The organism is Corallococcus terminator (assembly GCF_049194865.1).
Lineage (GTDB): Bacteria > Myxococcota > Myxococcia > Myxococcales > Myxococcaceae > Myxococcus > Myxococcus terminator_A.
Map to the genome: position 1 here is coordinate 72,441 of NZ_JBLZWL010000071.1, position 25,611 is coordinate 98,051.

Genomic DNA, 25,611 nt, shown 5'->3' on the forward strand with positions numbered 1-25,611 from the left:
CATCATCAAGGAGTTAGAGCCGTGTCCAAGCGCACGTACCAGCCGTCGAAGCTGCGCCGCAACCGCACCCACGGGTTCCGCAAGCGCAACGCCACCAAGTCCGGCCGGGATGTCCTCAAGCGCCGCCGTGCGAAGGGCCGCAAGCGGCTGGTCGTGTCGGCTGCGAAGAAGTAAGCGAGTCCGCGTGTGAGGGCCGAGGGTGCGACGCCGGGGCAGCAGGGCCCGGCAGACCAGCGCTTCCCCAAGGCCCTTCGCCTGCTCAGCAGGCGTGAGTTCCTCGAGGTCCAGGACGGCGGGCAGAAGCTTCCCTCCGACTGTCTCCTCGCTCTCTACAAGCGCAATGGCCGGGCGTACTCCCGTGTTGGCCTCACCGTGTCGAGCAAGGTGGGAAACGCGGTGGTACGGGCCCGTCTGAGGCGGGTGCTGCGGGAGTTGTTCCGCAAGCGCCGCATGCAATGGCCCGCGGGCCTGGACGTTGTGTTGGTGGCGCGCTCGTCCGCGAAGGAAGCCTCCTTCGTGGCTCTGTCCCGCGCCTTCGACGGTGTCACCCGTAAGCTGCAGCGGCTCCCGCCGGCCGCCGAGCCGAAGCCGAAGGAGCCTCCCAGATGAGCCCGCTCGCCTTCGCCATCTCGCTGCCCATCCGGTTCTACCGGAAATTCCTCGGGCCGCTTTTGCCGAAGGTGTGCCGCTTCTATCCCTCTTGCTCCACCTACGCCATGGAGGCGCTGGAAAAGCACGGAGGCCTCAAGGGCTCCTGGCTCACCCTGTGGCGCTTGATGCGCTGCCAGCCTTTCCACCCCGGTGGCATCGACCCGGTGCCGTGACGGGGCTTCCACCCCTTGCCGCACCCTCCCCCGCGGGGAGGGACCTCTATGAACGATCCGCTCTCGCCTCAGTCGAACGACTCCCAGAAGCGGCTGCTGGTCGCCCTGCTGCTCTCCTTCGCCGTCACCGCCGGATGGATGTTCCTCTTCCCGCCCCCGCCGGCCGCCCCTGGCGCCGACGACGCGGGTGTGACGACCACCGGCATGACGCAGGACGCGGGCACCACCGCCCAGGCCGCACTCCCCCCGTCCGGTGAGGGCACGCCGCCCACCGGCACGCCTTCCGACGCCACCCCTCCCCCGCCCGCACGGCAGGTGGAGCTGATGCGCAAGGACTCCGTCTACCGCTTCTCCTCGCAGGGCGCGGGCCTCACGGAGGCCCAGCTGCAGGGCGTGAAGCTGCGTGAGCAGCACTCGCTCACGCTGGCCCAGGGCTGGCAGTTGCTGGTGGGCAAGGAGGTGCCTCCCGCGCCGCAGATGAACCTGGCGCAGCCGGTGCCCAACGAGCCGCTGCCCCTGTCCGTCACGATTGAGGGCTCGAGCCCCCTGCCGAAGAACGTGCCCTACACGGTGGAGGAGAAGAAGGGCGGTGGCGCCGAGTCCATCACCTTCACCGGCCGCCAGGGTCCGTGGGAGGTCGTGAAGGTGCTCCAGTGGCCGCACGAGGGCTTCGAGCTCACGTACACCATCCAGGTGAAGAACACCTCCGGCCAGCCTCAGAACGGCGAGCTCCAGGTGCACTACGGCCGCGCCATCGACCCGAACTTCGAGCACGCCCCGTCCTTCTTCGGCGGCGTGGGCAACCTGAGCCGCTCCGCGTGTTGGGTGGACGAGAAGCTCCACAACATGAACCCGGGCGACGACAAGCCCGAGGACACCAAGGGGCAGATCCACTTCTTCGGCATCAACCAGCAGTACTTCCTGTCCGCGCTCTACCCGCTGGACGGCCCGCGCCCCGGCCACTGCATCCTCACCGCCACGCCCACCGCGCGGCAGGTGACGGCGGCCTTCCCGCTGAGCGTGGGCGCGGGGGAGACGGTGACGCTGCGGCTCGGCGGCTACCTGGGCCCCAAGGACCCCGACCTGATGGCCGTGGTGCCCGGTCCCGAGCTGCGTCAGGCCGCGGGCCTGGGTGAGGCCGTGTTCCACCCGAAGCTCGAGGACACCGTCGACTTCGGCATCTGGGCGGTCATCTGCAAGATTCTGCTGGGCATCATGAAGTTCTTCCACGGCCTCACGGGCAACTGGGGCGTGGCCATCATCCTGCTCACCGTCGTGGTGAAGCTGGTGCTGCTGCCGCTCACCTACCGCTCCATGGTCAGCATGGAAGAGGTGAAGAAGCTCCAGCCGCGCATGGAGGAGATCCGCAAGAAGCACGCGGACAACCGCGAGCAGCAGAACCTCGAAATCATGAAGCTGTACCAGGAGGCGAAGGTCAATCCGCTCGGCGGCTGCCTCCCGCTGCTCATCCAGATGCCGGTCTGGATTGCGCTCTTCACGGCGCTGCGCAACAGCTTCGACCTGTACGGTGAGCCCTTCTTCGGTCCCATCTGGAGGGACCTGACCTACAAGGACCCCACGTACCTGCTGCCCCTGGCGCTGGGCATCTCGATGATCATCACCCAGAAGATGCAGCCGCAGATGATGGATGCCACCCAGGCGAAGATCATGACCTGGTTCGTGCCCGGCATCTTCACGCTGACGCTGCTCCAGTACCCGGCGGGCCTGTCGCTCTACATCTTCACCAACAACATCCTCTCCATCGCGCAGCAGTACGGGCTCCGGAAGTGGCTGGACCGGAAGAACAAGCCCCAGGCAGGTGGCGGGACGCCCGTGGTGGCGACAGCGGGAGGAAAACGCAAGTGAGCGAGCAGCAGGTTCCTCAGCAGGCCCCCGTGGGCGGCACTCCCGCCTCGGGGGGAACTCCCGCCCCGGACTTCCGGCCGCGCGTGGAGAAGCTCCTCGGCGACATCCTCGGGTTGATGGGCTTCCCCGCGCGCCTGGACATGCAGGACGCGGCGGATGGCAGCCTGTCCGTCGCGCTGCACTTCGAGGCGGGCCCTCCTCCCGGCGTGGAGCAGGGCCGCCGCAGTCAGGTGCTGGACTCGCTCCAGTTCCTGCTCAACAAGATGCTGCACCGTCCCGGCGTCGACCGTCGCTGGGTGGTGCTGGGTTGCGGCGCGCACCCGGAACCCCGGCAGCGTCGCGAGCCGCAGCAGCAGGCCCCCGCCCCGGCGCCCGCTCCTGGGGCTGTCGCGGCCACGGAGGCCCCCGCGCGAGCGGCGGCTCCTCGGGCGCAGGCCCAGGCGCCGCAGCCTCAGGCCCCAGCCCAGGCGAAGCAGGCTCGGGGAGGAGCGGCTCCGGCCGCGGCACCTCGAGGCGCGGCGGCTCGTGGCACGGCGGGCGGCGATTCGGATGAGCGCTCGGTGGCGGTGGAGGAGGATGCGGCGCTGCGAGAGGCCATCCGCCGGCTCGCGGAGAAGTCCGCCAGCCTGGGGCGCTTCTACGCGCTCGCCGCGATGAAACAGGACGACCGCGCGCGCGTCTTGAAGGCGGTAGAAGGTGTTGCGGGGTTGAAGGTGACGGCCGAGGGCGAGGGTCGCAATCGCCGTGTGGTGTTCACTCCGGAGAAGCCGGCACCGCTGCCCAAGCGGAGCTTGCTGCCGGATGATGACGAGGACGACTTCGACGAGTGAGAGGGCGGTGCATGGGCAAGGCGAAGGGTCTCAAGGACAAGCTGTACGGCGCGGCGGTGCTGAAGATGAGCTTCCGCCTGCGCGGGGATGAGGAGTCTCCCGCCTTCCGCTTCGTCTACCCTGGAGTGCTCCGGGATTTGGAAATCGAAGACGGGGCGGTGGAGAAGTACATCGAGGAGAATCGCGAGGCCGTCGAGAAGGCCGCCCGTGGTTCCACGCCCCCCATGGGGCCTCGGTAGCTCCCGTGCGCGGAGGGGAGCGCCCGCTCCCCAGCCCACATGACGTCAGCCACTTCCACCATCGTCGCCCTGGCCACGGCTCCCACTGCTGGGGCCGTGGGAATCCTGCGGCTGTCCGGCCCCGCCGCGCTGGAGGTGGGACGCCGCCTGGCGCCGGGCGTGCCCGTGGAGCCGACGCCTCGCCATGCGTACCTCGCCAGCTTCGTGGATGCACAAGGCCGCGCGCTGGATGAGGGCCTCTTCCTCTACTTCCGCGCGCCCGCCTCCTTCACGGGCGAAGAAGTGGTGGAGCTGCAGGCCCATGGGAGTCCGCGACTGCTCCAGTTGCTGCTGGCGCGCGCGCTGGAGGACGGCCTCGCGCGTCCCGCCGCGCCCGGTGAGTTCACCCGCCGCGCCTTCCTGAATGGCCGCATCGACCTGACACGCGCGGAGGCCGTGGCGGACCTGGTGGCGGCCGACTCGGAGTCCGCCGTGCGTGCCGCGGCCGCGGGGCTGTCCGGTGCGCTCACCGAGCGGGTGCGCGCGCTGGAGGAGCCGCTGCGCTCGCTGCACGCGGACCTGGAGGGCGTGCTCAACTTCCCCGACGAGGCGGAGGGCGCGGACGAGGACTCGGAGGCGCGAGTCCAGGCGCTGCGAGCCCAGGCGGAGGCGCTGCTCTCGGAGGCGGGCCACGGTCGACTGGTGCGCCGTGGCGCGCGCGTGGCGCTGTTCGGCCCTGTCAACGCGGGCAAGTCCACGCTGTTCAACCGACTGGTGGGCGAGGCTCGTGCGCTGGTGGACGATGAGCCTGGGACGACGCGAGATTCCCTGGAGGCCCGTGTCGAGTGGAACGGCCTGGGCGTCACGCTGTTCGACACGGCGGGTTTGCGCGAGACGCCGGGCCGCGTGGAGGCGCTCGGCATCGCCCGGACGCGCGAGCTGCTGTCGGGTGTGGACCTGACGGTGCTCGTGTTGCCGCCAGGGACTTCCGAGGCCGACGCGGAGCGCTGGCGGGCCGAGGCGGGCGTGACGGACGTGCTGGTCGTCGACGGCAAGTGCGACGTGGGACTGGAGGCGCTCAGCGCGCCGCGCCCCCGCGTCAGCGGGCTCACGGGAGAGGGCGTTGACGCCCTGCGTGAGTCCCTCCTCTCACGTCTGTGGGGTGGCGGGACTCCCTCCGCGGTGGCCCTGGTGTCCGAGCGTCACGCCGATGCCCTGCGTCGCGCCGCCGAGGCGCTGTCGCGCGCGGAGTCCGCGTCGCGCCTGTCCACCCTGGAAGTCGTCTCCGGCGAGGTCTCCCTGGCCCTGGAGGCCCTCGGCGAACTGTCCGGAACCTCCGCTTCCGAGGCACTCATCGACGCAATCTTCCAGCGGTTCTGCATCGGAAAGTGACGCGTTCCGAGCAGTCCGGGGACGTGTCAGACCCCTTCCTAGAATGCCGCCCTCAACCGACGCACCTTCGGAGGCGCTGTGACGGAAGGCATCATCCACCTGGCGAACCACTCGATGCTCTCGGCCCTGCCCTCGGGCTGGGTGGGAGAAGTCCTCGACGAGGAGTTCGTCGCTTCACCCAGGCTGACTCCCGCGCAGACCCGCGCCGCCTTCATGCTGGGAGTGGAGCTGGGCGAGCAGCTCGACCGACGCCGGGGTGGCAGTGGCCGCTGGTGCTTCCTGCGCGCCCCCGAGCTGCGGCTGGGCCACGACGTGCTCGTGCCGGATGTCGCCGGCTGGCGTCGAGACCGCGTCGCCTCCCCCATCGACCCGGACGTGCCCTTCCTCACCCTGGCGCCTGACTGGGTGTGCGAGGTGCTCGCGCCCTCCACCGCCGCGCTGGACCGCACGCGCAAGCTGCCCGTCTACGCGCGCCAGGGCGTCTCCCATGTCTGGCTGGTGGACCCCATCGCGCGCACACTGGAGACCTACCAGCGCGTCAAGCGGGGCTGGCTCCTCACCGGCTGCTACGAGTCCGACGCGCTGGTGCGCGCCGAGCCCTTCTCCTCCGCCCCCGTGGAGCTCGAGTCGCTGTGGCTGCCCGAGTCCGCGCTGTGCGGTGAGACGTCGCTGCTCGCCGCCGTCCCCTGAGTCCCTTCGCGCCCTTCAGCTGGCGCGGCGGAGAAACGTGGCATCACCCGAAGGCGACACCATCCTGCGCACGGCACGCAGCAGGAGGTCTGGATCCACCGGGGCGGCCAGGAAGCCCCGGGCCCCCACGGCCTGGGCGCGAGGCAGGTCCACCTCGGGCATCTTCCCCGCCACCACCACCTGCGCGGGGACCTTGCGACCCAGGGCCTCCAGCGACGGCAGCGGCGTCACCACCACCTGCGTCTCGCTCGAGGCCAGCAACTCCTCGGTGCTCGCCACGCGGGAGGTGAGGCCCGCGCCCGCCAGCACCTTCACCAGCCCCGCCGCCGCGTCCACGCCCCAGCCGTACACCAGCACCTGGGCCATCGGCTCCGGATGGGCCGCCGTCAGCGTGGGCAGCTTCGAGCGCAGGGGCGCTCGCGGCGCGGGCACCTTCACCACGGGCTGGGGACGCGCCGTCTCCTCCTCCAGCGAGGACAACAGCGGCAGCCCCTCCTCGGGAGGCGCCTCCATGTTCGTCAGCTCCACCATGCTGGCGCCGAGCACCATCGTCATCTGCTCGTCCGCCTCGGGCAGGGAGAAGCTCTCCATGCCGGGCCGCCGGACGGCGACGTCCGTCTCGCCCCGGTACATGCGGCCGATGGCGCGGCGGATGGACGCGTCCGTGGCCAGCTTCGCCACCACCCGCGCCCGCCCCGTCACGCTCTTCACCGCGTCCAGCGACGCCAGGCTCCCCGGCGCGGCCATGGCCACCACCAGCGTGTCCCGAGGTGCGTGTCCTTCCAGCCGCAGCGGCACCACGCGGTGCGTCTCCGCCACCCGCTCCGGAATCAGCCGCGCCATCCCTCGGTCGGGCGGCTGGGACTCCAGGTCCACCGTCTGCATCCCCACCTGCTCCGCCAGCGCCTCCAGCACCTGATCCGCCGAGCAGAAGCGTTGATCCACCACCACCTGCCCCAGCGGCACCCCCCACTTGCGCTGATACGCCAGCGCGGAGTGGAGCTGCAGCGCATCAATCACGCCACGCGCCAGCAAGATGTCCCCCAGTCGCTTCTTCATGACCCGGCTCCTCCGGCCCCCCACGGCGGCCACTACCCTTGGGAACGCGCTCGTCCCGGAAAATTGAAACAGTTCTACGCCCGCACCGACCGTCCTGGCTTCCTCGCCGACGACAGACGGTTCCGCGTCCACGACATCTGCAAGGCAGGGGCCCAGGAGGTCCACCTCCCGTGGCGCGTCGTCACGTCTCCTCTGGGAGACGGAGCGCGTCCAGGACGGTGACGGCACGAAGAAGGGCCTGAAGGCGCGAGCGGCACCCTCAAGCCCTTGGATCCACGGCGTTCCCGCATCACGCCCCTGCGTCCGACGGGCACGCAGGGCGGCGCGGAAACAGAAGCTCCGCTACCAGCGCGTCTCGGGCACCGGTGCGTACAGCGAGCCGCGCTCGGGTGCGAAGACACCCAGCTTCACGCCCAGGCCATGCACCACGCGCGTGGCCTCCACCAACGGCGCCCAGGGCGTGGCGACCGACGTCGTCGCGGAGGTGTCCTCGCTGTTGTCGCCCGTCTCGCCCAGCACGGCGGAGAGGACCTCGGCGGGGCTCTTCTTGCGCGGGTACTCCTCGACTCGCACCCGAGCATCCGCGGGGAGCTTGGCCGCTTCCTTCGCCAGCTCGAGCGCCTTGGCGTAGCCACCCAGCGCGTCCACCAGGCCGTTCTCCAGCGCGTCCTCGCCCGTCCACACGCGGCCCTTGGCCAGCCCCTGCAGCTTCTCCAGCGGCATCTTCCGGCTGCTCGCCGCGCGCGTGGTGAAGTCCGTGTAGATGCGGTCCAGCTCCGCGTCCACGCGCGCCTGCTGCTCCGGCGTGTAGACCGCGTCCGAGCTGGCCAGCGTGGCGTTGCGACCCATCGCCACGGTGTCGAAGTTGACGCCCAGCTTCTCCCAGAAGCCATTCGTGACGAACTTGCCCGTGTACACGCCGATGCTGCCCGTCAGCGTGCCGGGCTGGGCGACAATCTTGTCCGCGTCCATGGCGAAGTAGTACCCGCCGCTGGCGGCGTACGTGCCCATGGTGACGATGACGGGCTTGCCCGCCTCGCGAGCGCGCTGCACCTCGCGGCGCACGGTGTCGCTGGCCACGTAGCTGCCGCCCGGGCTGTCCACGCGGAAGACGATGGCCTTCACCTGCGAGTCCTCCGCGGCCTTGCGCAGCGCCGCCGCGACGCTGTCTCCGCCCAGGGCCTCCTCACCGAACGGGCTGCCCCCGCTCTTGCCGCGCGCCACCGCGCCCACCGCGTACACGAGGGCAATCGTCTCCCCCGACGTGTTCGGCCGGCCCGCGCGCTCCAGGTACTTCTTCACGTACAGCAGCTCCGCGCCGTCGCCCGCCGCTTGCTTCTGCTCGGCGTAGACCTCGTCGCGGTAGCGCAGGCCGTTGAGCAGCTTGCCGTCCATCGCCTCCGGCGCGAGCAGCGGCGCCCGGTCGATGAGCGCGCGCACCGCGTCCTCCGTCAACCCGCGCCCCTCGGCGATGCCCCGCACCATCTGCCCGAAGAGGCTCCCCGCGAAGCGCTCGGTGGCCTCCAGGTGCGACGGGGTGTAGCCCTGCTCGGTGTAGCTGTTGACCGCGTTCTTGAACTCGTAGCGCTTGTCGAACTGCGGCTTCACGCCGAGCTTCGCCAGCGCATCCCGGGCGAACGGCGTCTCGAACGCGAGGCCGATGACGTTCACCGCGCCGGACGGCTGCATGTAGATTTCATCGAAGGCCGACGCGAAGTAGTACGCGCCGGTGGCGTTGCCCTCCTCGCCGAAGGAGTCGGTGAAGGCGATGGCCTTCTTGCCCTTGGCCCGGAAGGCCTTCACCGCGTCGCGAAGCTCCTGCGTCGTCGCGGGGCTGCCGGGGCTGGTGCCCACGCGCACCACCAGCGACTTCACGCGCGAGTCCTCGCCGGCCTTCTCCAGCGCATCCACCACGTCGCGCACCGTGAGCGGGTCTTCACCGAAGGCCCCGGCCAGCGATTCGCCCGACACGTGCTCGGGCAGCGGCTGCGACAGGTCCATCTCCAGCACGAGGTTGGACGGCACGCTCGGGCGGCTCGTGGAGGCCATCACGATGAGGGCGATGAGGCCCAGCATGAAGAGGACGGACATCGCGCCAATGAAGGCGAGCGCGCCGATGAGAAATCGTTTCATCCGAAGAAGCTCCTGGTACCTGGGAGACGGGCCACGAATCCGGCACGCGGTCCTTACTACTTAACGGGCCAGGGTGCCGATGCTTGCATGTTCCCTCGGGCCTCCCCGCCGACCGAGCGACACTCTGGAGGACGGGGACCGGACTTCCCGGCTCCCTCGCCCGGGGACGGGGCACTCGCCCCAGGACGGCGAGCGCGCCTGAGCGAGTCAGGGCGCGAGGGCCGAGGGCTCCAACTCCAGCAGCATGGGAGGCCGCATCCCGAACGGGTGGAGGTGGCAGTTGGACGCGTTGATGAAGCGGGTGGGCACGTCGGGGAGCACGTGCTCGCCCGGGGACTCGTGGATGTGGCCGAAGACGTGGAGGCGCGGGCGGACCTGCCGCACGCGGGCGAGCAGGTCCGCGCAGCCCACGTGCGCACCGAGGAACGTGCGGTCCCCGAGCCCCTTGGGTGGGCCGTGGGTGATGAGGACGTCCAGGCCCTCGGGGATGAGGTTCCAGTGGGTGAGGATGTCCGCGCCCCGCTCGCGGTTGAAGGCCATGCCTCCGAAGCGCGGCGTCACGGGTGAACCCCAGAGGCGCAGTCCGCAGATGAGCGCCTCCTCGTCGTCGAGGTAGTGCACGCCCGCTTCTCTCGCGAGGGTCCGGGTCGGCACGGGCTCCTTCTCGCAGATGAAGTCGTGGTTGCCCGCGATGAACACCTTCTCGCGGGCCGGGCGGCTGGCGAACCAGGTGAGGAAGGACTCCAGCTCCGGCCGCTTGCCCCGGCGAGAGAAGTCGCCCGCGTGGATGAGCACGTCACACGCGGGGACCTCCAGCTCCTCGTGCCGATTGTGGGTGTCGGAGATGAGCACCACCCTCATACGAGTCCCTTCGCTTCGGACGTGGCGGCCCGAGGTCGGGGACGGACGCTACACCGACACGGGGCTGACCCGCCGCGAAGGGAAACGCGAGGGCCTCCCTCCGCGACACTTCGCTTTGGAGTCAGTGCCTCAGTTCTTGAGCAGCTTGCTCAAGATGCTCTCGTGGGCTTGCAGCCGCTGCTCGGTGACGTCCCGGTCAGCGGTGAGCCGGGCGACCTTCCCGTTGACGTGGAACAGGCCCCGACGCAGCTCCGAGGTCGAGGCACCCACATGCTCGCTCAACTTCGCGAGGGACTCGACGGCTTGTTCGAAGCCAGCGCGGACCACATGGAGGTCGCGTGAGAACACGTCGACCTTCTCCTCGACGACCAGCAACCGATGGTCCGAGGTCTGGAGTTTCGCCTCGAAGGCCACTGTCTTGTCATCCAGCGTGTCCACCTTCTGCTTGAGCGCACTCACATCATGCTTCAGCTCCGTGACCTCCCGTCGCAGCTCCCCGACCGCAACCGTGGCCTCTTGGGACGCCCTCCGTCCGTCCCGGATGGCCTCCTTGAGCTCCATGTGGCTCCGGTCGAGCGCATCCAGCCGTACTCGCGTGCGCTCCATGACCTTCGAGAGGTCTTTGAGCGCCGCGTCCACTCCCCCACCGTCAAATCTCGCCATCCCGCCTGCCTCCCTCCGAGCGGCCCCATGCCGCTTCCAAGGTTGAAGACACCCTACCAAACCAATCTGACACGGTGGTAGCCATACAGCCAACCCATGAGGTCGTCCCGGAAACCCAGACGAACCCGTGCGTCGAGGGCCCGGAGGGCGGGTCCAGGCGCTCCCTCCCCTGTCTCACGGTGGACGCCTGTCTGGAGGAAGTGCCGGCTTCCGGGATGGCGGACGAGCCGTACCGGGTTAGAAGCGCCGTGCACTTTCTGAAGACCCCCGCGAGGACCGCATGAAGCGTCGTACCCCGCTTTCCCTGTTGGCCCCCCTGATGCTGGTGGCCACCACTCCAGTCTGGGCCCAGGCCCCTGTCCCCTCCCCTTCCGCCGCCCAGGCCCCCGCCGCGAAGGCCGCTCCCGCGAAGGCCAAGGGCTCGGCGCTCACCCCGGTGACGAGCGTGGAGGGCATCACCGAGTACCGCCTGGCCAATGGCCTGCGCGTGCTCCTCTTCCCCGACCCCACCAAGCCCAACGTCACCGTGAACGTGACGTACTTCGTCGGCAGCAAGCACGAGGGCTACGGCGAGACGGGCATGGCCCACCTGCTCGAGCACCTGCTGTTCAAGGGAACGCCCACCACGAAGAACGTGCCCCAGGCGCTCACCGAGCGCGGCGCGCGTCCCAACGGCACCACGTGGCTGGACCGCACCAACTACTTCGAGACGCTGCCCGCCTCGGACGAGAACCTGCGCTGGGCGCTGTCCTTCGAAGCCGACCGCATGGTCAACAGCTTCATCGCCAAGAAGGACCTCGACAGCGAGATGACGGTCGTCCGCAACGAGTTCGAGTCCGGCGAGAACGACCCGGGCAGCATCCTCCAGGAGCGCGTCCTCAGCGCCTCGTACATCTGGCACAGCTACGGCAAGTCGACCATCGGCGCGCGCTCCGATTTGGAGAACGTGCCCATCGACCGGCTCCAGGCCTTCTATCGGAAGTACTACCGCCCCGATAACGCCATGCTGGTGGTGGCCGGCCGCTTCGACGAGGCCAAGACGCTGGGCTTCATCCAGTCCTCCTTCGGCAAGCTGAAGAAGCCCGCCGCTCCCCTGCCCGTCACGTACACCGCCGAGCCCACCCAGGACGGTGAGCGCGAGGTGACGCTGCGCCGCGTGGGCGACAACACCCTGCTCGCCAGCGTGTATCACGTGCCCGAGGGCGCCCACCCCGACTTCGCCGCCATCGACGTGCTGACGCTCGCGCTCGGTGACCATCCGTCGGGCCGGCTCTACAAGAGCATGGTCGAGACGAAGAAGGCGTCGAACGTGTCCGCGTACAACTACCAGTTCCGCGACCCGGGCATCATCGGCTTCAGCGCGGACATGCGCGAGGACCAGCCCCTGGCCGCCGCGCGCGAGGCGCTGCTGAAGACGGTGGAAGACTCGGCGCGTACGCCCTTCACCGAGGAGGAGGTCTCCCGCGCGAAGACGACGCTCTTGAAGATGATGGAGCTGACGCTGAACAACTCGGAGCGCGCCGCCATCGGCCTGTCCGAGTGGGCCGCCACCGGCGACTGGCGCCTGATGTTCCTGCACCGCGACCGCATCGAGGCGGTGAAGCCCGTGGACGTCACGCGCGTGGCGGCCACCTACCTCAAGGCCTCCAACCGCACGCTGGGCGCGTTCATCCCCACGGCGAAGCCGGAGCGCTCGGAGCTGCCGCCGCCGGTGGAGATGGCGAAGATGATGGACGGCTACAAGGGCCGCGCCGCGGTGGCGCAGGGCGAGGCGTTCGACCCCTCCCCCGCCAACATCGAGGCGCGCGTGCAGCGCGGCGAGCTGCCGGGCGGCATGAAGTACGCGGTGCTGTCCAAGAAGACGCGCGGTGAGATGGTGAACGCGTCCTTGTCCTTCCACTGGGGCACGGAGGCAGCGCTGCGCGGCAAGGCCGACGCGGCGTCGTATGCGGGCCGCATGCTGATGCGCGGCACCAAGAAGCACACGCGGCAGCAAATCCAGGACGAGTTCGACAAGCTGAAGGCGCGCGTCAGCGTGGACGGGGGCCTTGCCGGAGCGTCGGCGTCCATCGAGTGCCCGCGCGCGAGCCTGCCCAAGGTGCTGGCGCTGGTGGCCGAGATTCTTCGCGAGCCCTCCTTCGACGAGAAGGAGTTCGCCCTGCTCAAGCAGGCGCGGCTGGCGGACCTGGAGTCGCAGCGCAGCGAGCCGGAGACGCAGGGCAGCATCGCCTTCTGGCGGACGCTGTCGAGCCACTACACCAAGGGCCACCCCTACTACGTGCCCACGCTCGACGAGCGCATCGCCGGCACGAAGGACACCACGCTGGAGCAGGCCCGCGCCTTCCACAAGGCGTTCTACGGCGGCGCCCACGCGGAGCTGGCCGTGGTGGGTGACTTCGAGCCGAAGGACATCATCGCCGAGACGGGCAAGCTGTTCGGCGACTGGAAGAGCCCGGCGCCCTACGAGCGCGTGCCGGAGGTCTTCAACGACGTGGGCCCCAAGGTCGTGGCCCTGGAGACGCCGGACAAGGCGAACGCGTACTTCTACGCGGGGCAGACGCTCAAGCTGCGCGAGGACGACAAGGACTGGCCGGCGCTGATGCTCGGCAACTTCGTGCTCGGCGGCGGCTTCCTCAACTCGCGACTGGCCACGCGCATCCGCCAGAAGGACGGCCTGTCCTACGGCGTCGCCAGCAACATCGACCCCGGTGATCTGGACGCGGTGGGCACGTTCATCACCTACGCCATCTACGCGCCGGAGAACGCGAGCCGGCTCGAAACGGCGATGCGCGAGGAAGTGACGAACGTGCTGCAGAAGGACTACTCGGCGGAGGAGCTGGAGAAGGCTCGCGCGGGTCTGCTCGAGTACCGGCAGGCGGCTCGGGCGCAGGACGGCAACCTGGCGCGCAAGCTGTCCAGCTACCTGTACCTGGGGCGCACCCTCACCTTCGACGCGGGTGTGGAGCAGCAGCTCTCCAAGCTCAAGCCGACGGACGTGCGTCAGGCCATGTCGCGACACCTGGACTGGACGAAGGTCACCCAGGTGAAGGCCGGTGACTTCGCCACCGCCGAGAAGAAGGCGAAGGCCCCCGTGCAGGCTCCGGCCGCGCCGTGACGCGGTGACGCCTCACCCCTTCATTGGGTGAGTCATCAGCCCCGAGGTGCCCACGTGGCGCCTCGGGGCTTTTTCATGTCCGCGCGCGCCGTGCTTCGCGTCGACTCCCCTGCCCTCTCCTGCCTCCGCTCAATGACTGACAGCGGTGCTCGCGGCTCGCGAGCGCGCACGGTGGCCCAGGAATCCAGACAGCCACGCCAGCACGGCCGCCGCCAGCACCACGCCGCCCATCGGCTTCGCGGTGTTGTCATTGAGCACGCTCACCGCCCACGACGCGGAGGCTGCGGCGGTGAACTGGAGCGCGCCCAGCATCGCGGACGCGAGCCCCGCGTGCGCGGCGTGCCGCTCCAGCGCGATGGCCGCGGAGTTCGGGCCCACCAGCCCGAGCGTCGGCACGAACAGGAACAGCGCGGCGGCAATCCCCCAGAAGCCCCCTACCCCACTCCAGGTGACGGCCATCACCCCCACCGCCGTCAACACATACAGCGTCAAGGCCAGACGCAGCAGCCGGTGCAATGGGATGTGACGCAGCAGCTTGCGATTGAGCTGCGCCATCGCCACCAGCCCCACCGCGTTCGCCCCGAAGAACCAGCCGAAGTCCTGTTCCCTCACCCCGTGCAGCGTGATGAACACGAACGGAGCGCCCGCGATGTATGCGAACATCCCCGCATACGCGAAGCCGCCCGCGAGCGCCGGGCCCACGAAGTCCGCGTCCCGCAGCAACTCGCCCAGGCGCGCGCGCATGCTCTTTGTCTTGGAGTGCTCGGGCGCGGTCTCCGGCAACACCCTCCATGTCGCGACCAGGGCCACCGCGCCAATGATTGCGAGCAATATGAAGATGACCCGCCAGCTCGTGTGCTGGAGCACGAAGCCACCCAGCAGCGGCGCGAGCACGGGCGCCACGCCCACCACCAGCATCAAGCGCGACATCGTCCGCGCCGCTTCAGCGCCGGACCACAAGTCCCGCACCACCGCGCGTGGCGCCACCAACGCCACCGCGCCACCCAGCGCCTGGAAGAAGCGCATCGCCACCAGCGCCGTCGCCGTGGGCGCGAGCGCACAGCCCAGCGAGCCCAGCACATACACCGCCAGCCCCGCGTACAGCGGCCGCGTCCGGCCGAAGCGGTCGATGAGCGGCCCGGTGAAGAGCTGCCCCAGCGCCAGCCCCGCGAAGCACGACGCGAGCGTGAGCTGGATGATGGACTGCGTCGACTGCAAGTCCGTCGCGATGCGTGGCAGCGCGGGCAGGTACATGTCGATGGACAGCGGCGCGAACGCGGTGAGCGTCCCCAGCAGCAGCTCCAGCGACAAGGTGCTCGACGGAGGCGACTTCTTCGTGAGGGCGTTCATGCCATCCCAGGCGTGAGGCGCGCACCGCTGCGCGCGCGAGTTCGTGTCGGGCTCCGGAGGTCGAGCAGACGCCCCCTCGGCGGGCCGCTCGCGAGCAGCGCGGTGGCGACTCCCTGGGAGGTTCTCCGGAGCTTCATCATCGTCGACGCTGGATAGCGGCGCGGGCCCTGGCTGACCAGCACCACGAACCACCACGCAGCGTTCCACGCCGGGAACAATCCCCGGGCGGGCGTCACACGCCACCCCTTCGAACGTCTTTAGGAGACAACGACGGCGGCGGAGAAGGGGAGGGGCTCGAGACCCACCTTCACGCCGACTCACCCCCCAGAGGAGCCGGTCAGGCGAAAGCCGGCATGTCAGACCCCTCGGCTATTCATATCCCCGTCGCGCACACGGGGGTGCAGGACCCATAGGAGTCTCGAGCTCGAGTTTACCGTCGCGCCCTCACCGCCACGGTCCCAGGTCCGCCCTCCGTGTGTGCGACACCATGAAGTGAAAGCGCGCGAGGCGGCAGGGGCCCTCTCGCGCGCAAGGGGGGATGGGGCGCCGCGCCGGGGAAGCGCGGGCCCTGGTGGTACCGGCGACGCCTTCGGGCCCGCCCGACATTTTTGAATCGCCATCCAGGCCGGAGGGAAAGCCCGTTGCACGGGACTGACCTTCTGGAGGATGGCCGGTGCGCGCGAGGCAGGCAGCCCTCAACCCCTCCCACTGCCCGCCTCGCGCGCTCCCGTAAACCTTCCCTTTGCTTGCCAAGGGGGCGCACCGGAGACATAGGAAACCTCACAGGTCGCGGCGCGCGGAGCCAGGGTGCTCGGTGCCTTGACGGAGCGGGGGCCGCGTCAGGTCCCGAAGCCCTCCGGCGACCCTCGTGAGCGATGGGACTCCAGTACGACGTCATCGTGGTGGGCCTGGGCCATGCGGGCTGTGAGGCGGCGCTCGCCTGTGCGCGCCTGGGCCTGGCCACGCTGGGAATCACCCTCAAGCGCGAGCGCTCCGCGGTGATGAGCTGCAACCCCGCCGTGGGTGGCACCGCCAAGGGCCACCTGGTGCGGGAGCTGGACGCGCTCGGGGGACAGATGGGGCGCGTGGCGGACCTCGCCGGCACCCACTTCAAGACGCTCAACGCCTCCAAGGGCCCCGCCGTCCAGGCGACGCGCGTGCTGTGCGACCGCGAGCAGTACTCGGCCCTGATGCAGTCCGTCCTCTTCACCCAGCCGAACCTCACCGTGCGCGAGGGCGAGGTCTCCACGCTCGTCGTCGAGGACGCGCGGGTGACGGGCGTCCTGCTCGGCGACGGCACACAGGTGTCCGCGTCGGCGGTGCTGCTCACCACGGGCACCTTCCTCCAGGCGCTGATGCACGTGGGGGAGAAGAAGGAGGTCGGCGGTCGGCTGGGTGACGACGCGGCTCGCGGCCTGTCCGACTCGCTGCGCGCGCTCGGCTTCACGCTGGGCCGCTTCAAGACAGGGACACCGGCGCGGCTGGCGCGCGCGAGCATCGACTGGGACGCGGTGCAGCCGCAGCACGGCGACTTCCCGCCGCGTCCGTTCTCCTGGCGCACGCGCGAGGAGTCGGCCCGAGGCGTCCCATTCCCACGTCAGCCCTCGGTGACGTGCGGCATGACGGCGACGACGCTCCAGACGCACCGCGTGCTGCGCGACAACCTGCACCGCTCGCCGCTGTACCAGGGGGAGATTGTCGGCCGGGGGCCGCGCTACTGCCCGTCACTGGAGGACAAGGTGGTGCGCTTCGCGGACCGCGAGCGGCACCAGGTGTTCTTGGAGCCCGAGGGGCCGGACTCGCCGCTGGTGTACCCGGCGGGCCTGTCCACCAGCCTGCCCGCGGACGTGCAGCTCGACTTCCTGCGCACCATCCCCGGACTGGAGCGGGTGGAGGTCATTCGCTACGGCTACGCGGTGGAGTACGACTATTCGCCGCCCACGCAGCTCAAGCCCACGCTGGAGACGAAGGCCGTCGCCGGCCTGTTCTTCGCGGGCCAGCTCAACGGAACCTCGGGCTACGAGGAGGCCGCGTTCCAGGGCCTGTGGGCCGGGCTCAACGCGGGCCTTCAGGTGAAGGGCGAGCCGCCGCTGCTGCTCGGCCGCGACGAGGCGCATGGCGCGGTGCTGGTGGATGACCTGGTGACCAAGGGCGTGGACGAGCCGTTCCGCATGTTCACCAGCCGCTCCGAGCACCGGCTGCGATTGCGCGAGGGCAACGCGGACCTGCGACTGGCGCGTCACGGGCACCGCGTGGGGTTGTTGCCGCGAGAGGCATTGGAGCGGGCGGAGTCGCGAGGGCGCGAGGTGGCGGGGGAAGTGGCGCGGCTCAAGCGCACGGGATTGGCGGCGCGGTTGAAGCGGCCCGAAGTCACGTACGTGCAGCTGGGGGAGGGGAGGGCGGACTGGCCCGTGGTGGCGGAGGACGTGGCCGAGGAGGTGGAGGTGGAGGTGAAGTACGAGGGCTACATCGCCCAGGCGGCGCGAGCGGCGGCGCGCGAGTCGGAGGCGACGGACCGGTGGCGGATTCCGGAAGGCTTTCGCTTCACGGAGGTGCGAGGCTTGAGCAAGGAGGCGGCCGAAAAGCTCGGCGCGCACCGGCCTTCGACGGTGGGTCAGGCGCGGAGGATTCCAGGCCTGACGCCCACGGCCGTGTCGCTGTTGCTGGTGGCGCTCAAGCGCGTCTCAGGCCCCTCGGGCGGCGGCGAGACACCCCTGGAGTGATCAGAACAGGGGGTGTGGACAACGTGTGGACAACTTTCGGGATGGAAATCCCCTGAATGATTCCGGAGGGTTATGACCCTCTGGGCTGTGGAGGTGCTGTGGATAACACGAGGTTCGTAGATCTGCTGGCATCCGGCTGCCAGTCGCTGGGCGTGTCGGTGGGCGAGGACGTCGGGCCCCGGTTGCAGCGGCTGATGGCGGAGCTGCTGAAGTGGAACGCGAAGGTGAATCTCACGGCGATTACGGCGCCGGAGGAGGTGCTGGAGAAGCACTTCCTGGACTCGCTCGCGGTGCTGCCGGAGGTGACGGGCGCGGCGTCGTTGCTGGATTTGGGCGCGGGTGCGGGCTTCCCGGGACTGCCGTTGAAGATTGCGTTGCCGGCGCTCGGCGTGACGTTGGTGGACACGGTGGGCAAGAAGGTCGCGTTCATCAAGGCCGCGTCGGCGAGCCTCGGGCTGCAGGGCGTGCGCGGGTTGCACGCGCGCGCGGAAGGGACGCCGGAGACCGAAGGCATTCCGCGCGCGGAGCTGTTGATTGCGCGAGCGTTCAGAGACCTGCCGGACTGGCTGGCGTTGGCGCCTGCGTATGTGGAGCCGGGCGGCCGCGTGGTGGCGATGCTCGGCAAGTCGCAGTCGGACGCGGAGCTGGCGGCGCGCGCCGAGGAGCGACAGCTGCGAGTGGTCTCCGCGAGGGCGTACCGGCTGCCGTTCTCCGGCGCCGAGCGTCAAGTCGCCGTGTTCGCGAAGCAGTAGGGCAGGGGAGCCTGGGCGCGCGCGTGCACGGTGGAGGTGCGCGCGTGGCGCCATGTGGACAACTGCCATCCAGTATCAGTTGAGGATGTGTCGTGGGGGCGAGCCGGCGGGCATGCGGGGAGGGACCTCGTTAGCTTCAGGATGGAGGTGGCTCGCATGCAGCCGATTCCGACGGACCGGCCGGTGGTCTGGGGTGACGACGAGCCGACACTGCCCATGGCCGCCGTCGCGCGAGTGTCTCGCGCCGAGTTCGAGCGACGCTGGGGACCTCCGCATCTCCGAGACGTGGAGGGTGATGGACTTGGACCCACTGCCTCCTGAGGTTGGCGCGCGGACTGCGGCTTCCAGTTCTTCGTCTCCTATTTGGAGGTCGTGGATGAGTTGCATGTCGTGACCTCGGAGGAGGAGCTGAGCCATGCGCTCGCGCATCTCGACTGGTGGCGCGACGAGGTCGTGTGGCGGGCCAACCCAGGAGCGCCGCCGCTGATGGATGGCTGGGCGGTGTACCGGCAGGACGACACGGGCCATCGACATGATGTCTGTGTGATGACGAGCCGAGGACATGCGGAGTGCCTGGCGCGTCGGATGGAGGCTCGGGCGCACAAGCAGTGGTACGCCGTCGAGCAGCGTGGAACGCCGCCCGTGCGGCAGTCTCGTCCGCGTCAGGGTTGGGCCGTGATTCGGCAGGATGAGCACGGCAACCGGGCGGAGGTGGCCGTGTTTCGGAGAGAGCAGCGCGCGCGGGAGCTGGCCGCCGCGTATGACTCCGAGCCTCGACACAAACAGGCGTACTTCGTGGAGCCCGTGTCTCCTCCGAATCCGTGAGCTGGCGGCGAAGGGGCTCGCCCAGGGCGCTGTCTCTGATGCGTTGGACTTCTGCCATTGCCTTGCCGTGTGTGAACACGCGCGCCGGGGATGGCGTGATGCTCCCGCGACTTCATCGTGCACCGGGTGCTGCTCGTCGTTGAGCGCGCACGCGTCACGACCGCGAGACGCGCGAGCCTTCACCGGGTTCGCTCGTGGTGAGGACGGAGCTGGGATGGAGATGTGCAAGCTGCGAGTCGCTCGACCGACGCGAAGCCTCTCGACGGTGGTGCGGTTCTATCGAGAGGGGCTTGGCTTCGAGCTCGTGGGAGGCTTCGAGGACCATGCGGGCTTCGACGGTGTGATGCTCGGCCAGGTGGGTACGCCGTACCATCTGGAGTTCACGGTGGAGCGCGGACACGAGGCGCCTCGCTCTCCTTCGCCGGACCATCTGCTGGTTTTCTACGTGCCGCTGCGCGCGGAGTGGGACGCGCGGGTGAAGCGCATGGTGCAAGCGGGCTTCCCTCCGGTGCGCTCGCACAACCCTTACTGGGATGTGCACGGAAAGACCTTCGAGGACCCCGATGGATATCGCGTCGTGCTCTACCAGGGTGAGTGGACGCGCTGAGCCGTGCGAGTCCGTCCGGTGAGGCCGTCGAGGTCTGGGTTCTCCTTGGGGGTTACTCCAGGTCGCGCAAAAGCGCGTCGCGGTCCGCGATGAGCTTCTTCGAGTTGAGCTGCTTGCGAATCGAGCTTCGTGCCTCCTCGCGGACCGTGGGGTCGCTGAGTCGAGCGAGCCACTGCGTGCGCAGCGCTTCAAGCTGTTGTCGCTGGGGCAGGGGAGTCGATGCGAACCATTGCTCCAGCTCGAGGATGACGGCGGGACGGGTGGGGCGAGCCGGAGGCTCCGCGATGAAGTCCGAGGGCTTCGGTGTGTATCGAAGCGAGGCCAGTTCATCGGAGAGCGGACCCCATGATTCGGCGAGTCCGCGCAGTCCTTCTCGGACCATGTCGAGCGGTGCTTCCTGTCGCGCGTCGGAGAGCAGGCCCCAGTCGACGAGTCGTCGCTTCACTGCTTCGCGTCCGTGGACTTCGTCATGCGCTTCCTCGCCCAGGTGGGCGGTGCCCCAGACGTTGAATTGATGGTTGTGGGAGAAGATGGCGCTCTCGACGTGGGCATCGCCGAAGACGCAGGTGCCCAGGGGTTCGTCTTCGCCGAACAGGCGGCGGACTCGAAGGTCCCCGAGGATGACGAGGTACTCGGAGGTGTAGACGGTGTGCGCGATGAGGTTGCCGCGCACGAAGACGAGTCCGCCTGGGTTTTCGAGCCAGCCATCGACGACCAGGTCGCCGTCGATGAACGTCGAGCCTCGGCTGTTCTCCAAGCTGAGTGACGAGACGCGTCCGCCTGCAAACAGCCCGGCACCGCTGCTGGCGAAACCGTCGGAGAGGACGAGGGGGTCCACGTCCATGCCGTTGCCGGCGCTTCGTTGCCGGAAGGCCGCGTAGGGACGGAGCACTTCGGCGGCTTCCTCGGGGGACAGCCAGCGCTGGAGCGGGAGCACGGAGTGAGCCTTCGGAGGATGGTGGAGGTTCGCGTGTCGTCGCGGACGATGCCCGCGATGCGGCGTGGCGCGAAGCCCGTCGTCATGTGGCTCATGCACTATCGCAAGGGTTCGAGCGCCGCGGTTGCCGGGCTGTGATTCGACCTGCCAGTCGCGCGGAAGCTGGCTCGGTACGCGGGCAGGGGAGGGTGGGTTGCTGGGGGAGCTGGAGGGCTGGGGGTTCCTTCATGTGAGCGATGGGGTGATTCGCGTCTGCTTCGATTGGGGGCGAAGTGAGGTGCGAGAGCACTCGCTTGCTGGGCTGCTCACTCGACCTGCGAGAGACCCAGGGGTGGACCTGTCTGTTCGTGGAGCGTGAGGTGATGAGACGAGCTTCGGAGCCAGGGCGCGGACTCCGGCGCACGAAGCCGTGTGGCCACTCATCGCTCGGAGGTTTTTCGGTGCGCGCGGCGCGACGTTTCGAGGCTCCTGGTGTCGAAGCGTGCGCGTGATGCGAAGACCGTTCGCGACGGATGCCGGGTCGAGTCCGTGATGACTGAGCGCTCTCGTCCTCACGAAGCCCGCGTTGGAAGGACGCCTGTCTCAGAGGTTCGCTAGCTCGGAGGGGCCTGCTCAGTTCCCAGCTCCGCGCGGGGCTGCATGCCGGAGTGAGACGGACAGCGCGGGCTCATCCGGCTGGAGCAGGAGCACGCCTGCATGCTCAGCCCTGCACGGCTGTCATGACTTGATGCGAGCGTCCAAGCAGGTGCACGAGAGGCCCGTTGCGTTCGCGGAGTTCCGAGCCCCGGTTGATGCTCGTTCCACGTGGAACAGGGCCGACGCGGCTCTGTGTCAGCGCGGGCTCCGACCGTGAAGTTCGGAGTCGTCGTCTTGAAGTGAGGGGTCGCGACCCGAAGGTGCTTGAACCCGCGCGTGAGGGTGGCGCTCGTGGCTGGAGTTCACGAAGCCTATGAGACCGTTCGACGGGCGCATCCCGGATGCTCGTGACCATGGTTCGGACTCCTTGTGCCCCAGCCCACGTGAGCGGTCCGCACTCAGGCGGTTCGCGGTGGAAGCCTGGGGCTCCATCGCGAGAGCCACTTGAGCCGAATCGGTCAGGGCTGATGGAGGCCTTGGTTGTGAGGCGCGCGCTTCAGCCCAGGTGCTGTGTCGCGTGTGCTGGAGGTGGGGTGCTCGCGGTGACGGGAGTTGGCGCGAACCTTCGAGGCGACCGCCGAACCCGGTCGGGTGAGGGTGCGGCAGGGGGACTCGCGCGGCCGGGGAGGTGAGCGCACCCGTTTCGCGTGGCCACTGGATGTCCGTTCGCGTGAGGGCTCCTTGAGCTTCTCGTTCGCGGGCCTTCGATGCGGGGAGTGGATGGGGCAGGGGAGTGGATGCCGTCCGTCACTTTCAGCCTCCTTCCCATGTCGCGAGCGATGGAGTTCGCGAACCGTCCAGGTCCTTTGGTCAGTTTTGCGGAGGGGTGCTTCGCTGGTGATGCCGAGCATGAGCTCCGTTGGGTGGCGCGAAGAAGGAGTGAGCCGACTTCACCGCACGGCTCCTGCAGCAGTGCCTTGGGTGGCGCTCCAACCAGGAAGGCTCGCGTGAGGTTCAGTGCCTGAACGGAGACGAGTCCATGTGGTGAGTGCGACGCGTTGGTCCTTCTGGAGAGGTCGCCGACCCGTGGTGCTCGTGGCGATGGGTTCATCCGTGCGCCCCGTCATGAGTGCCCGCGGAGGCTGCATCGCGTGAACGAAGGCGCCCAGTCGCAGCGGCATCGTGGTGGTCCCATCCACATCCGTGCGCCGGTGCTCACGCGCGGGTGCCGCGCCTCCACCCTGTTTCGCGAGGTCGCCGAGAAGCTCCTCCGCGATGCCAGTGCTCATCGACTTGCGTGAAGGCCGCGCCACCGAGCTTTGCCGCGCGTCGCGTTCCACGTGGAACGGCGAAGGGTTCAGATGAGCGCCGCGTGCCGGCCTCACGCGGGCGAAGTCACTTCGCGGTGCCTTTCATGCCGACTTGCGTGAGGCACCATCCATCCAGTGCCGGCGCGTGGAGGGGCGACGGAGCCTGGGTGAGTTCCTCCAGGTGTCCGCAACGGGTCGATGAGGCGCTTCGTGGTGGCGTGCATGGCGCTTCGACGGAAGCCGTAGTCATCCAGCGAGTCCGCATGCCGTGTTCCACGTGGAACGGCGACGAGCTTGGGGTGAGCCCTTCTTGGAGTCCGCACCTGGTTGAAGGCGACGCTTCGCGATGCCGCGCAGGGCGACTCGCGACAAGCCCCAGCTGGCCCGCGATGCCGTGCGGCGTGTTCCACGTGGAACGAGAAGCGACCTGGATGGGGTCGCGTGCTGGCCGCCCGGGGTTGAGGAGGTCGCCGCGAAGTTCCTTCACGTGCTCATGCCGACAACGCGCTTCACGGTTCGACCCATCCGCGATGCCGTGTTCCACGTGGAACGAGAAGCGGCCCGGATGAACGCCTCACTTGGTTGAAGAGGTCGCTGCGAAGGTCTCTTCAAGTGCCGGTGCCGGACAACTCGTTCGAAGGTTCGGCCCACCAGCAATGCCGTGTTCCACGTGGAACGAGAAGCGGCCTGGATGAGCGCGGCGTGCCGACCGCACGTGGTTGCCGAGGTCTCCGCGAAGGTCTCTTCACGTGCCTGTGCCGGACAACTCGTTGGAAGGTTCGGCCCGCCACAGATGCCCGTGCGCGGTGTTCCACGTGGAACGAGAAGAGGCTTGGAAGCACGCCGCGTATTGCCAGCCTCGCCTTGCCGATGAGGTGGCTGGGAAGGCGCTTCGTGGTGGCGGTGGCTGATGGTTCGCCGTGCATGCCGTGCACGGTGTTCCACGTGGAACGGGTTCGAGGATGAGCGCAGCGCCAGTTGATGGGCTTGGGCAAGGACGCGCTGAGCAGATGCGCAACGGCGCGACCCGATGACGTCTTCACGAACAGGTGCTCCGGAGCGCATCCGTGTTCCACGTGGAACGCAGCTCGTTCCATGTCGTGATGACCGTGCTTCGCCACCTCATCAGCGGACCGCTGAGGCGGGCATCCGGAGGCTCACGTGATGCGCTCGTCGCCACGTGTTGTCGCGAAGTGAGTGGCTGGTGAAGACCTCGCGCGGGTCCATGAAGTGGGTCGTGTTCCACGTGGAACCAGGTGGTGCGTGAACTGGCGCGAAGGGTCCAACGAACGGTGCTGGGCGGGCCGTCATGCATGCGCGTCCGTGTTCCACGTGGAACACGGAAGAGGCAGCGCGCGACACGTTGTTGAGCGAGTGCTCCACGATGTCCGCGCCCCGCGCCATGCGTGAGGTCGAGCGACGTTGGTGTGACGCGAGTCGTGTTCCACGTGGAACGAGAAAGCGGTCAGCGTGAGCGGCCGAAACCCGTGCTGAACACGGTGCCGTGTTCCACGTGGAACGCGGTGACGTCTGACGGGCGCAATGAATCGCGGTGACCGTGGTGCTTGATGCCCGCGTGTTCCACGTGGAACGCGGGAGCAGTTCACGTGGTGCCGCGAACCAGGTGCCGTCACCTCATCAACGTGGTGATGGATGAAGGCTGGTGAGGCTCATGGACGAGGCCTCGCGTGGTGGCATCGCGAGCAGTTGAGGTGACGCGAGTCGTGTTCCACGTGGAACGAGAAAGCGGCCGAGCGGTGGTGGCTGAGCGCGGGTGTCGTGTTCCACGTGGAACGTGGAAGCAACCAGTGTGGTGATGACCGCGACAGGTTCGCGGTCTTCTCGATGTGGTGCTGAGGACCGCGAAGAAGGCGACCTCGCGTGGCGGCTCTCGCGACGGCTTGAAGGCACCATGTGCCGTGTTCCACGTGGAACGCGGTGATGAGCCGGAAGGAGAGGGCGGCATCGGTGAAGGCATCGGGCCACTGGTTTCCAACCGATGTCGTGGACCGGCAGATGCCTGATGCGTGGTTGCCGTGCGTGAGTCCGCGTGACCTGGCGGACGTCGTTGAGTCCTGCCGCCTCTTCCACGTGGAGCGCCGTGATGGCGTGCACCGATGTGGCGTTCGCGTGTGCATCCGATGCGCGCTTCAGCGCATGTGATGTTCCACGTGGAGCGGGTGTCGTGGTCGATGGGTTCGGACAACGGCACGGCACGAACACGGTGGGCCACTTCGGCACGCGTTGCCGCCGCCGGGTTCCATGCGGAACGAGAAGAGGTCCGGATGCGCGCCGAGGTGGCGATGAGCTCGTGTTGAGTTCCACGTGGAACAGGTGGCGTGACCGCGGCGGGTCCGGGTGGCGGAGATGAGGACGCATGCGGACCGGTGCAGCGTCGGCTTCAACGTGGAGCGTGTGCCGGTTCGGTTCCCTGTTGTGGCGATGCGGCGCGCTCAGGCTCACCGGGTTCAGCGTGGGGAGAGCTGCGCGGTGGACCGTCAGTTCACGCGCTGGTGCCGAACAACGCTTCGATGACTTCGCGGCATCGGCACCACGTCAGGGGCGTGCCTTGGGCAGCGTGGTGCGCGACATCCACGCATGCCGAGTCGCTCACGGTTGAGGATGTCCGCCACGGGTTGGCTACCTGGATGCGGCGCGAGCTGGGGCCAGGTGGACCGGCGTGGAGGTCCGTGGCCTCGCGTCCGGATGGAGCCGAAAGGTCACCTGTATTTCGGCGCTCATCGCGGAGACCCGTGTGTCACTTCATGTGGAGCGCGATGGAGGTGGCGCGCCGGTTCATGACGGCGCGGGGCTCGCGCACTGGATGGTGTGTCGAACGGGCCGGTGAAGCGGCGGGTCAGTTCAGGCAGCCGCTTCTGG

21 protein-coding genes are annotated in these 25,611 nt (G+C 68.8%); 15 read left to right on the plus strand and 6 right to left on the minus strand.

Annotation, left to right across the window (positions count from 1 at the left end):
• Positions 1–21: 21 nt before the first annotated feature.
• The 8 genes from rpmH to ACN469_RS22150 all read left to right on the plus strand — a co-directional run bounded on the left by rpmH (position 22) and on the right by ACN469_RS22150 (position 5,820).
• Complete coding sequence (rpmH, locus tag ACN469_RS22115) at positions 22–174, plus strand: 50S ribosomal protein L34 (protein WP_141648952.1); 153 nt, start codon at positions 22–24, stop codon at positions 172–174.
• Between the two features lie 12 nt (positions 175–186).
• Positions 187–609 carry a ribonuclease P protein component gene (gene rnpA / locus ACN469_RS22120; RefSeq protein WP_498770725.1) on the plus strand — a complete coding sequence of 141 codons (423 nt, stop codon included), beginning with the start codon at positions 187–189 and terminating at the stop codon, positions 607–609.
• Positions 606–824, plus strand: coding sequence for a membrane protein insertion efficiency factor YidD (gene yidD, locus ACN469_RS22125; protein ID WP_176435996.1), 219 nt, complete (start codon positions 606–608; stop codon positions 822–824). Before rnpA ends, yidD begins: the two co-directional genes overlap by 4 nt.
• A gap of 48 nt (positions 825–872) precedes the next feature.
• On the plus strand, positions 873–2,690 hold the full coding sequence (gene yidC / locus ACN469_RS22130; RefSeq protein ID WP_498770726.1) for a membrane protein insertase YidC: 1,818 nt from the start codon (positions 873–875) through the stop codon (positions 2,688–2,690).
• Positions 2,687–3,520, plus strand: a complete 834-nt coding sequence (locus tag ACN469_RS22135) for a hypothetical protein (RefSeq protein WP_498770727.1) — start codon at positions 2,687–2,689, stop codon at positions 3,518–3,520. The genes yidC and ACN469_RS22135 overlap by 4 nt, the downstream gene beginning before the upstream one ends.
• Before the next feature lie 11 nt (positions 3,521–3,531).
• Positions 3,532–3,759, plus strand: coding sequence for a hypothetical protein (locus ACN469_RS22140; protein ID WP_141648817.1), 228 nt, complete (start codon positions 3,532–3,534; stop codon positions 3,757–3,759).
• Positions 3,760–3,798: 39 nt separating this feature from the next.
• A complete protein-coding gene (gene mnmE / locus ACN469_RS22145; protein WP_498770728.1) occupies positions 3,799–5,130 on the plus strand; it encodes a tRNA uridine-5-carboxymethylaminomethyl(34) synthesis GTPase MnmE in 1,332 nt (443 codons plus the stop codon).
• Positions 5,131–5,208: 78 nt separating this feature from the next.
• The gene (locus ACN469_RS22150; protein ID WP_498770729.1) at positions 5,209–5,820 is read left to right on the plus strand and encodes a Uma2 family endonuclease; all 612 of its coding nucleotides are present in this window, start codon (positions 5,209–5,211) and stop codon (positions 5,818–5,820) included.
• A gap of 15 nt (positions 5,821–5,835) precedes the next feature.
• On the opposite strand, the gene ACN469_RS22155 is transcribed toward ACN469_RS22150, so the two are convergent.
• The 4 genes from ACN469_RS22155 to ACN469_RS22170 all read right to left on the minus strand — a co-directional run bounded on the left by ACN469_RS22155 (position 5,836) and on the right by ACN469_RS22170 (position 10,536).
• Positions 5,836–6,879: a GspE/PulE/PilB domain-containing protein gene (locus ACN469_RS22155; protein WP_498770730.1), complete on the minus strand. Its 1,044-nt coding sequence runs from the start codon at positions 6,877–6,879 to the stop codon at positions 5,836–5,838.
• A gap of 342 nt (positions 6,880–7,221) precedes the next feature.
• A complete protein-coding gene (sppA, locus tag ACN469_RS22160) occupies positions 7,222–9,012 on the minus strand; it encodes a signal peptide peptidase SppA (protein WP_498770731.1) in 1,791 nt (596 codons plus the stop codon).
• A 207-nt stretch (positions 9,013–9,219) separates the two neighbouring features.
• Entirely contained in the window at positions 9,220–9,873 is a 654-nt protein-coding gene (locus ACN469_RS22165; RefSeq protein WP_498770732.1) for a metallophosphatase domain-containing protein, read from the minus strand.
• Between the two features lie 129 nt (positions 9,874–10,002).
• Entirely contained in the window at positions 10,003–10,536 is a 534-nt protein-coding gene (locus tag ACN469_RS22170) for a hypothetical protein (RefSeq protein WP_498770733.1), read from the minus strand.
• A gap of 280 nt (positions 10,537–10,816) precedes the next feature.
• On the opposite strand from ACN469_RS22170, the gene ACN469_RS22175 reads away from it, so the two are divergent.
• Positions 10,817–13,651 (plus strand): M16 family metallopeptidase, encoded by a 2,835-nt coding sequence (locus tag ACN469_RS22175; protein WP_498770734.1) that lies wholly within the window; start codon positions 10,817–10,819, stop codon positions 13,649–13,651.
• A gap of 129 nt (positions 13,652–13,780) precedes the next feature.
• Here ACN469_RS22175 and ACN469_RS22180 read toward each other — a convergent pair whose 3' ends face one another.
• Positions 13,781–15,001 carry a multidrug effflux MFS transporter gene (locus tag ACN469_RS22180; RefSeq protein ID WP_498770735.1) on the minus strand — a complete coding sequence of 407 codons (1,221 nt, stop codon included), beginning with the start codon at positions 14,999–15,001 and terminating at the stop codon, positions 13,781–13,783.
• A gap of 875 nt (positions 15,002–15,876) precedes the next feature.
• Here ACN469_RS22180 and mnmG point away from each other — a divergent pair.
• From mnmG to ACN469_RS22205, 5 genes are all read left to right on the plus strand, one after another.
• The gene (mnmG, locus tag ACN469_RS22185) at positions 15,877–17,724 is read left to right on the plus strand and encodes a tRNA uridine-5-carboxymethylaminomethyl(34) synthesis enzyme MnmG (protein WP_498770736.1); all 1,848 of its coding nucleotides are present in this window, start codon (positions 15,877–15,879) and stop codon (positions 17,722–17,724) included.
• 98 nt (positions 17,725–17,822) lie between these two features.
• Positions 17,823–18,476, plus strand: coding sequence for a 16S rRNA (guanine(527)-N(7))-methyltransferase RsmG (gene rsmG / locus ACN469_RS22190; RefSeq protein ID WP_498770737.1), 654 nt, complete (start codon positions 17,823–17,825; stop codon positions 18,474–18,476).
• 156 nt (positions 18,477–18,632) lie between these two features.
• Complete coding sequence (locus ACN469_RS22195; protein ID WP_498770738.1) at positions 18,633–18,797, plus strand: hypothetical protein; 165 nt, start codon at positions 18,633–18,635, stop codon at positions 18,795–18,797.
• Between the two features lie 51 nt (positions 18,798–18,848).
• Entirely contained in the window at positions 18,849–19,301 is a 453-nt protein-coding gene (locus ACN469_RS22200) for a hypothetical protein (protein ID WP_498770739.1), read from the plus strand.
• A gap of 214 nt (positions 19,302–19,515) precedes the next feature.
• Positions 19,516–19,908, plus strand: a complete 393-nt coding sequence (locus ACN469_RS22205; RefSeq protein ID WP_498770740.1) for a VOC family protein — start codon at positions 19,516–19,518, stop codon at positions 19,906–19,908.
• A gap of 52 nt (positions 19,909–19,960) precedes the next feature.
• Here the strand turns inward: ACN469_RS22205 and ACN469_RS22210 are convergent, their stop codons facing one another.
• Complete coding sequence (locus ACN469_RS22210) at positions 19,961–20,845, minus strand: hypothetical protein (RefSeq protein WP_498770741.1); 885 nt, start codon at positions 20,843–20,845, stop codon at positions 19,961–19,963.
• A 3-nt stretch (positions 20,846–20,848) separates the two neighbouring features.
• Here ACN469_RS22210 and ACN469_RS22215 point away from each other — a divergent pair, with 3 nt between their 5' ends.
• Positions 20,849–20,983, plus strand: coding sequence for a hypothetical protein (locus tag ACN469_RS22215; RefSeq protein WP_498770742.1), 135 nt, complete (start codon positions 20,849–20,851; stop codon positions 20,981–20,983).
• Positions 20,984–25,611 lie beyond the last annotated feature (4,628 nt).

Bases quoted from the DNA above. Each gene is read 5' to 3' on its own strand.
- ACN469_RS22140 (WP_141648817.1), top strand. From the start codon at position 3,532: ATGGGCAAGGCGAAGGGTCTCAAGGACAAGCTGTACGGCGCGGCGGTG.
- ACN469_RS22175 (WP_498770734.1), top strand. From the start codon at position 10,817: ATGAAGCGTCGTACCCCGCTTTCCCTGTTGGCCCCCCTGATGCTGGTG.
- ACN469_RS22165 (WP_498770732.1), bottom strand. From the start codon at position 9,873: ATGAGGGTGGTGCTCATCTCCGACACCCACAATCGGCACGAGGAGCTG.
- ACN469_RS22155 (WP_498770730.1), bottom strand. From the start codon at position 6,879: ATGAAGAAGCGACTGGGGGACATCTTGCTGGCGCGTGGCGTGATTGAT.
- ACN469_RS22195 (WP_498770738.1), top strand. From the start codon at position 18,633: ATGCAGCCGATTCCGACGGACCGGCCGGTGGTCTGGGGTGACGACGAG.
- mnmE (WP_498770728.1), top strand. From the start codon at position 3,799: ATGACGTCAGCCACTTCCACCATCGTCGCCCTGGCCACGGCTCCCACT.
- yidC (WP_498770726.1), top strand. From the start codon at position 873: ATGAACGATCCGCTCTCGCCTCAGTCGAACGACTCCCAGAAGCGGCTG.
- ACN469_RS22170 (WP_498770733.1), bottom strand. From the start codon at position 10,536: ATGGCGAGATTTGACGGTGGGGGAGTGGACGCGGCGCTCAAAGACCTC.
- sppA (WP_498770731.1), bottom strand. From the start codon at position 9,012: ATGAAACGATTTCTCATCGGCGCGCTCGCCTTCATTGGCGCGATGTCC.
- ACN469_RS22205 (WP_498770740.1), top strand. From the start codon at position 19,516: ATGGAGATGTGCAAGCTGCGAGTCGCTCGACCGACGCGAAGCCTCTCG.
- yidD (WP_176435996.1), top strand. From the start codon at position 606: ATGAGCCCGCTCGCCTTCGCCATCTCGCTGCCCATCCGGTTCTACCGG.
- mnmG (WP_498770736.1), top strand. From the start codon at position 15,877: ATGGGACTCCAGTACGACGTCATCGTGGTGGGCCTGGGCCATGCGGGC.
- ACN469_RS22180 (WP_498770735.1), bottom strand. From the start codon at position 15,001: ATGAACGCCCTCACGAAGAAGTCGCCTCCGTCGAGCACCTTGTCGCTG.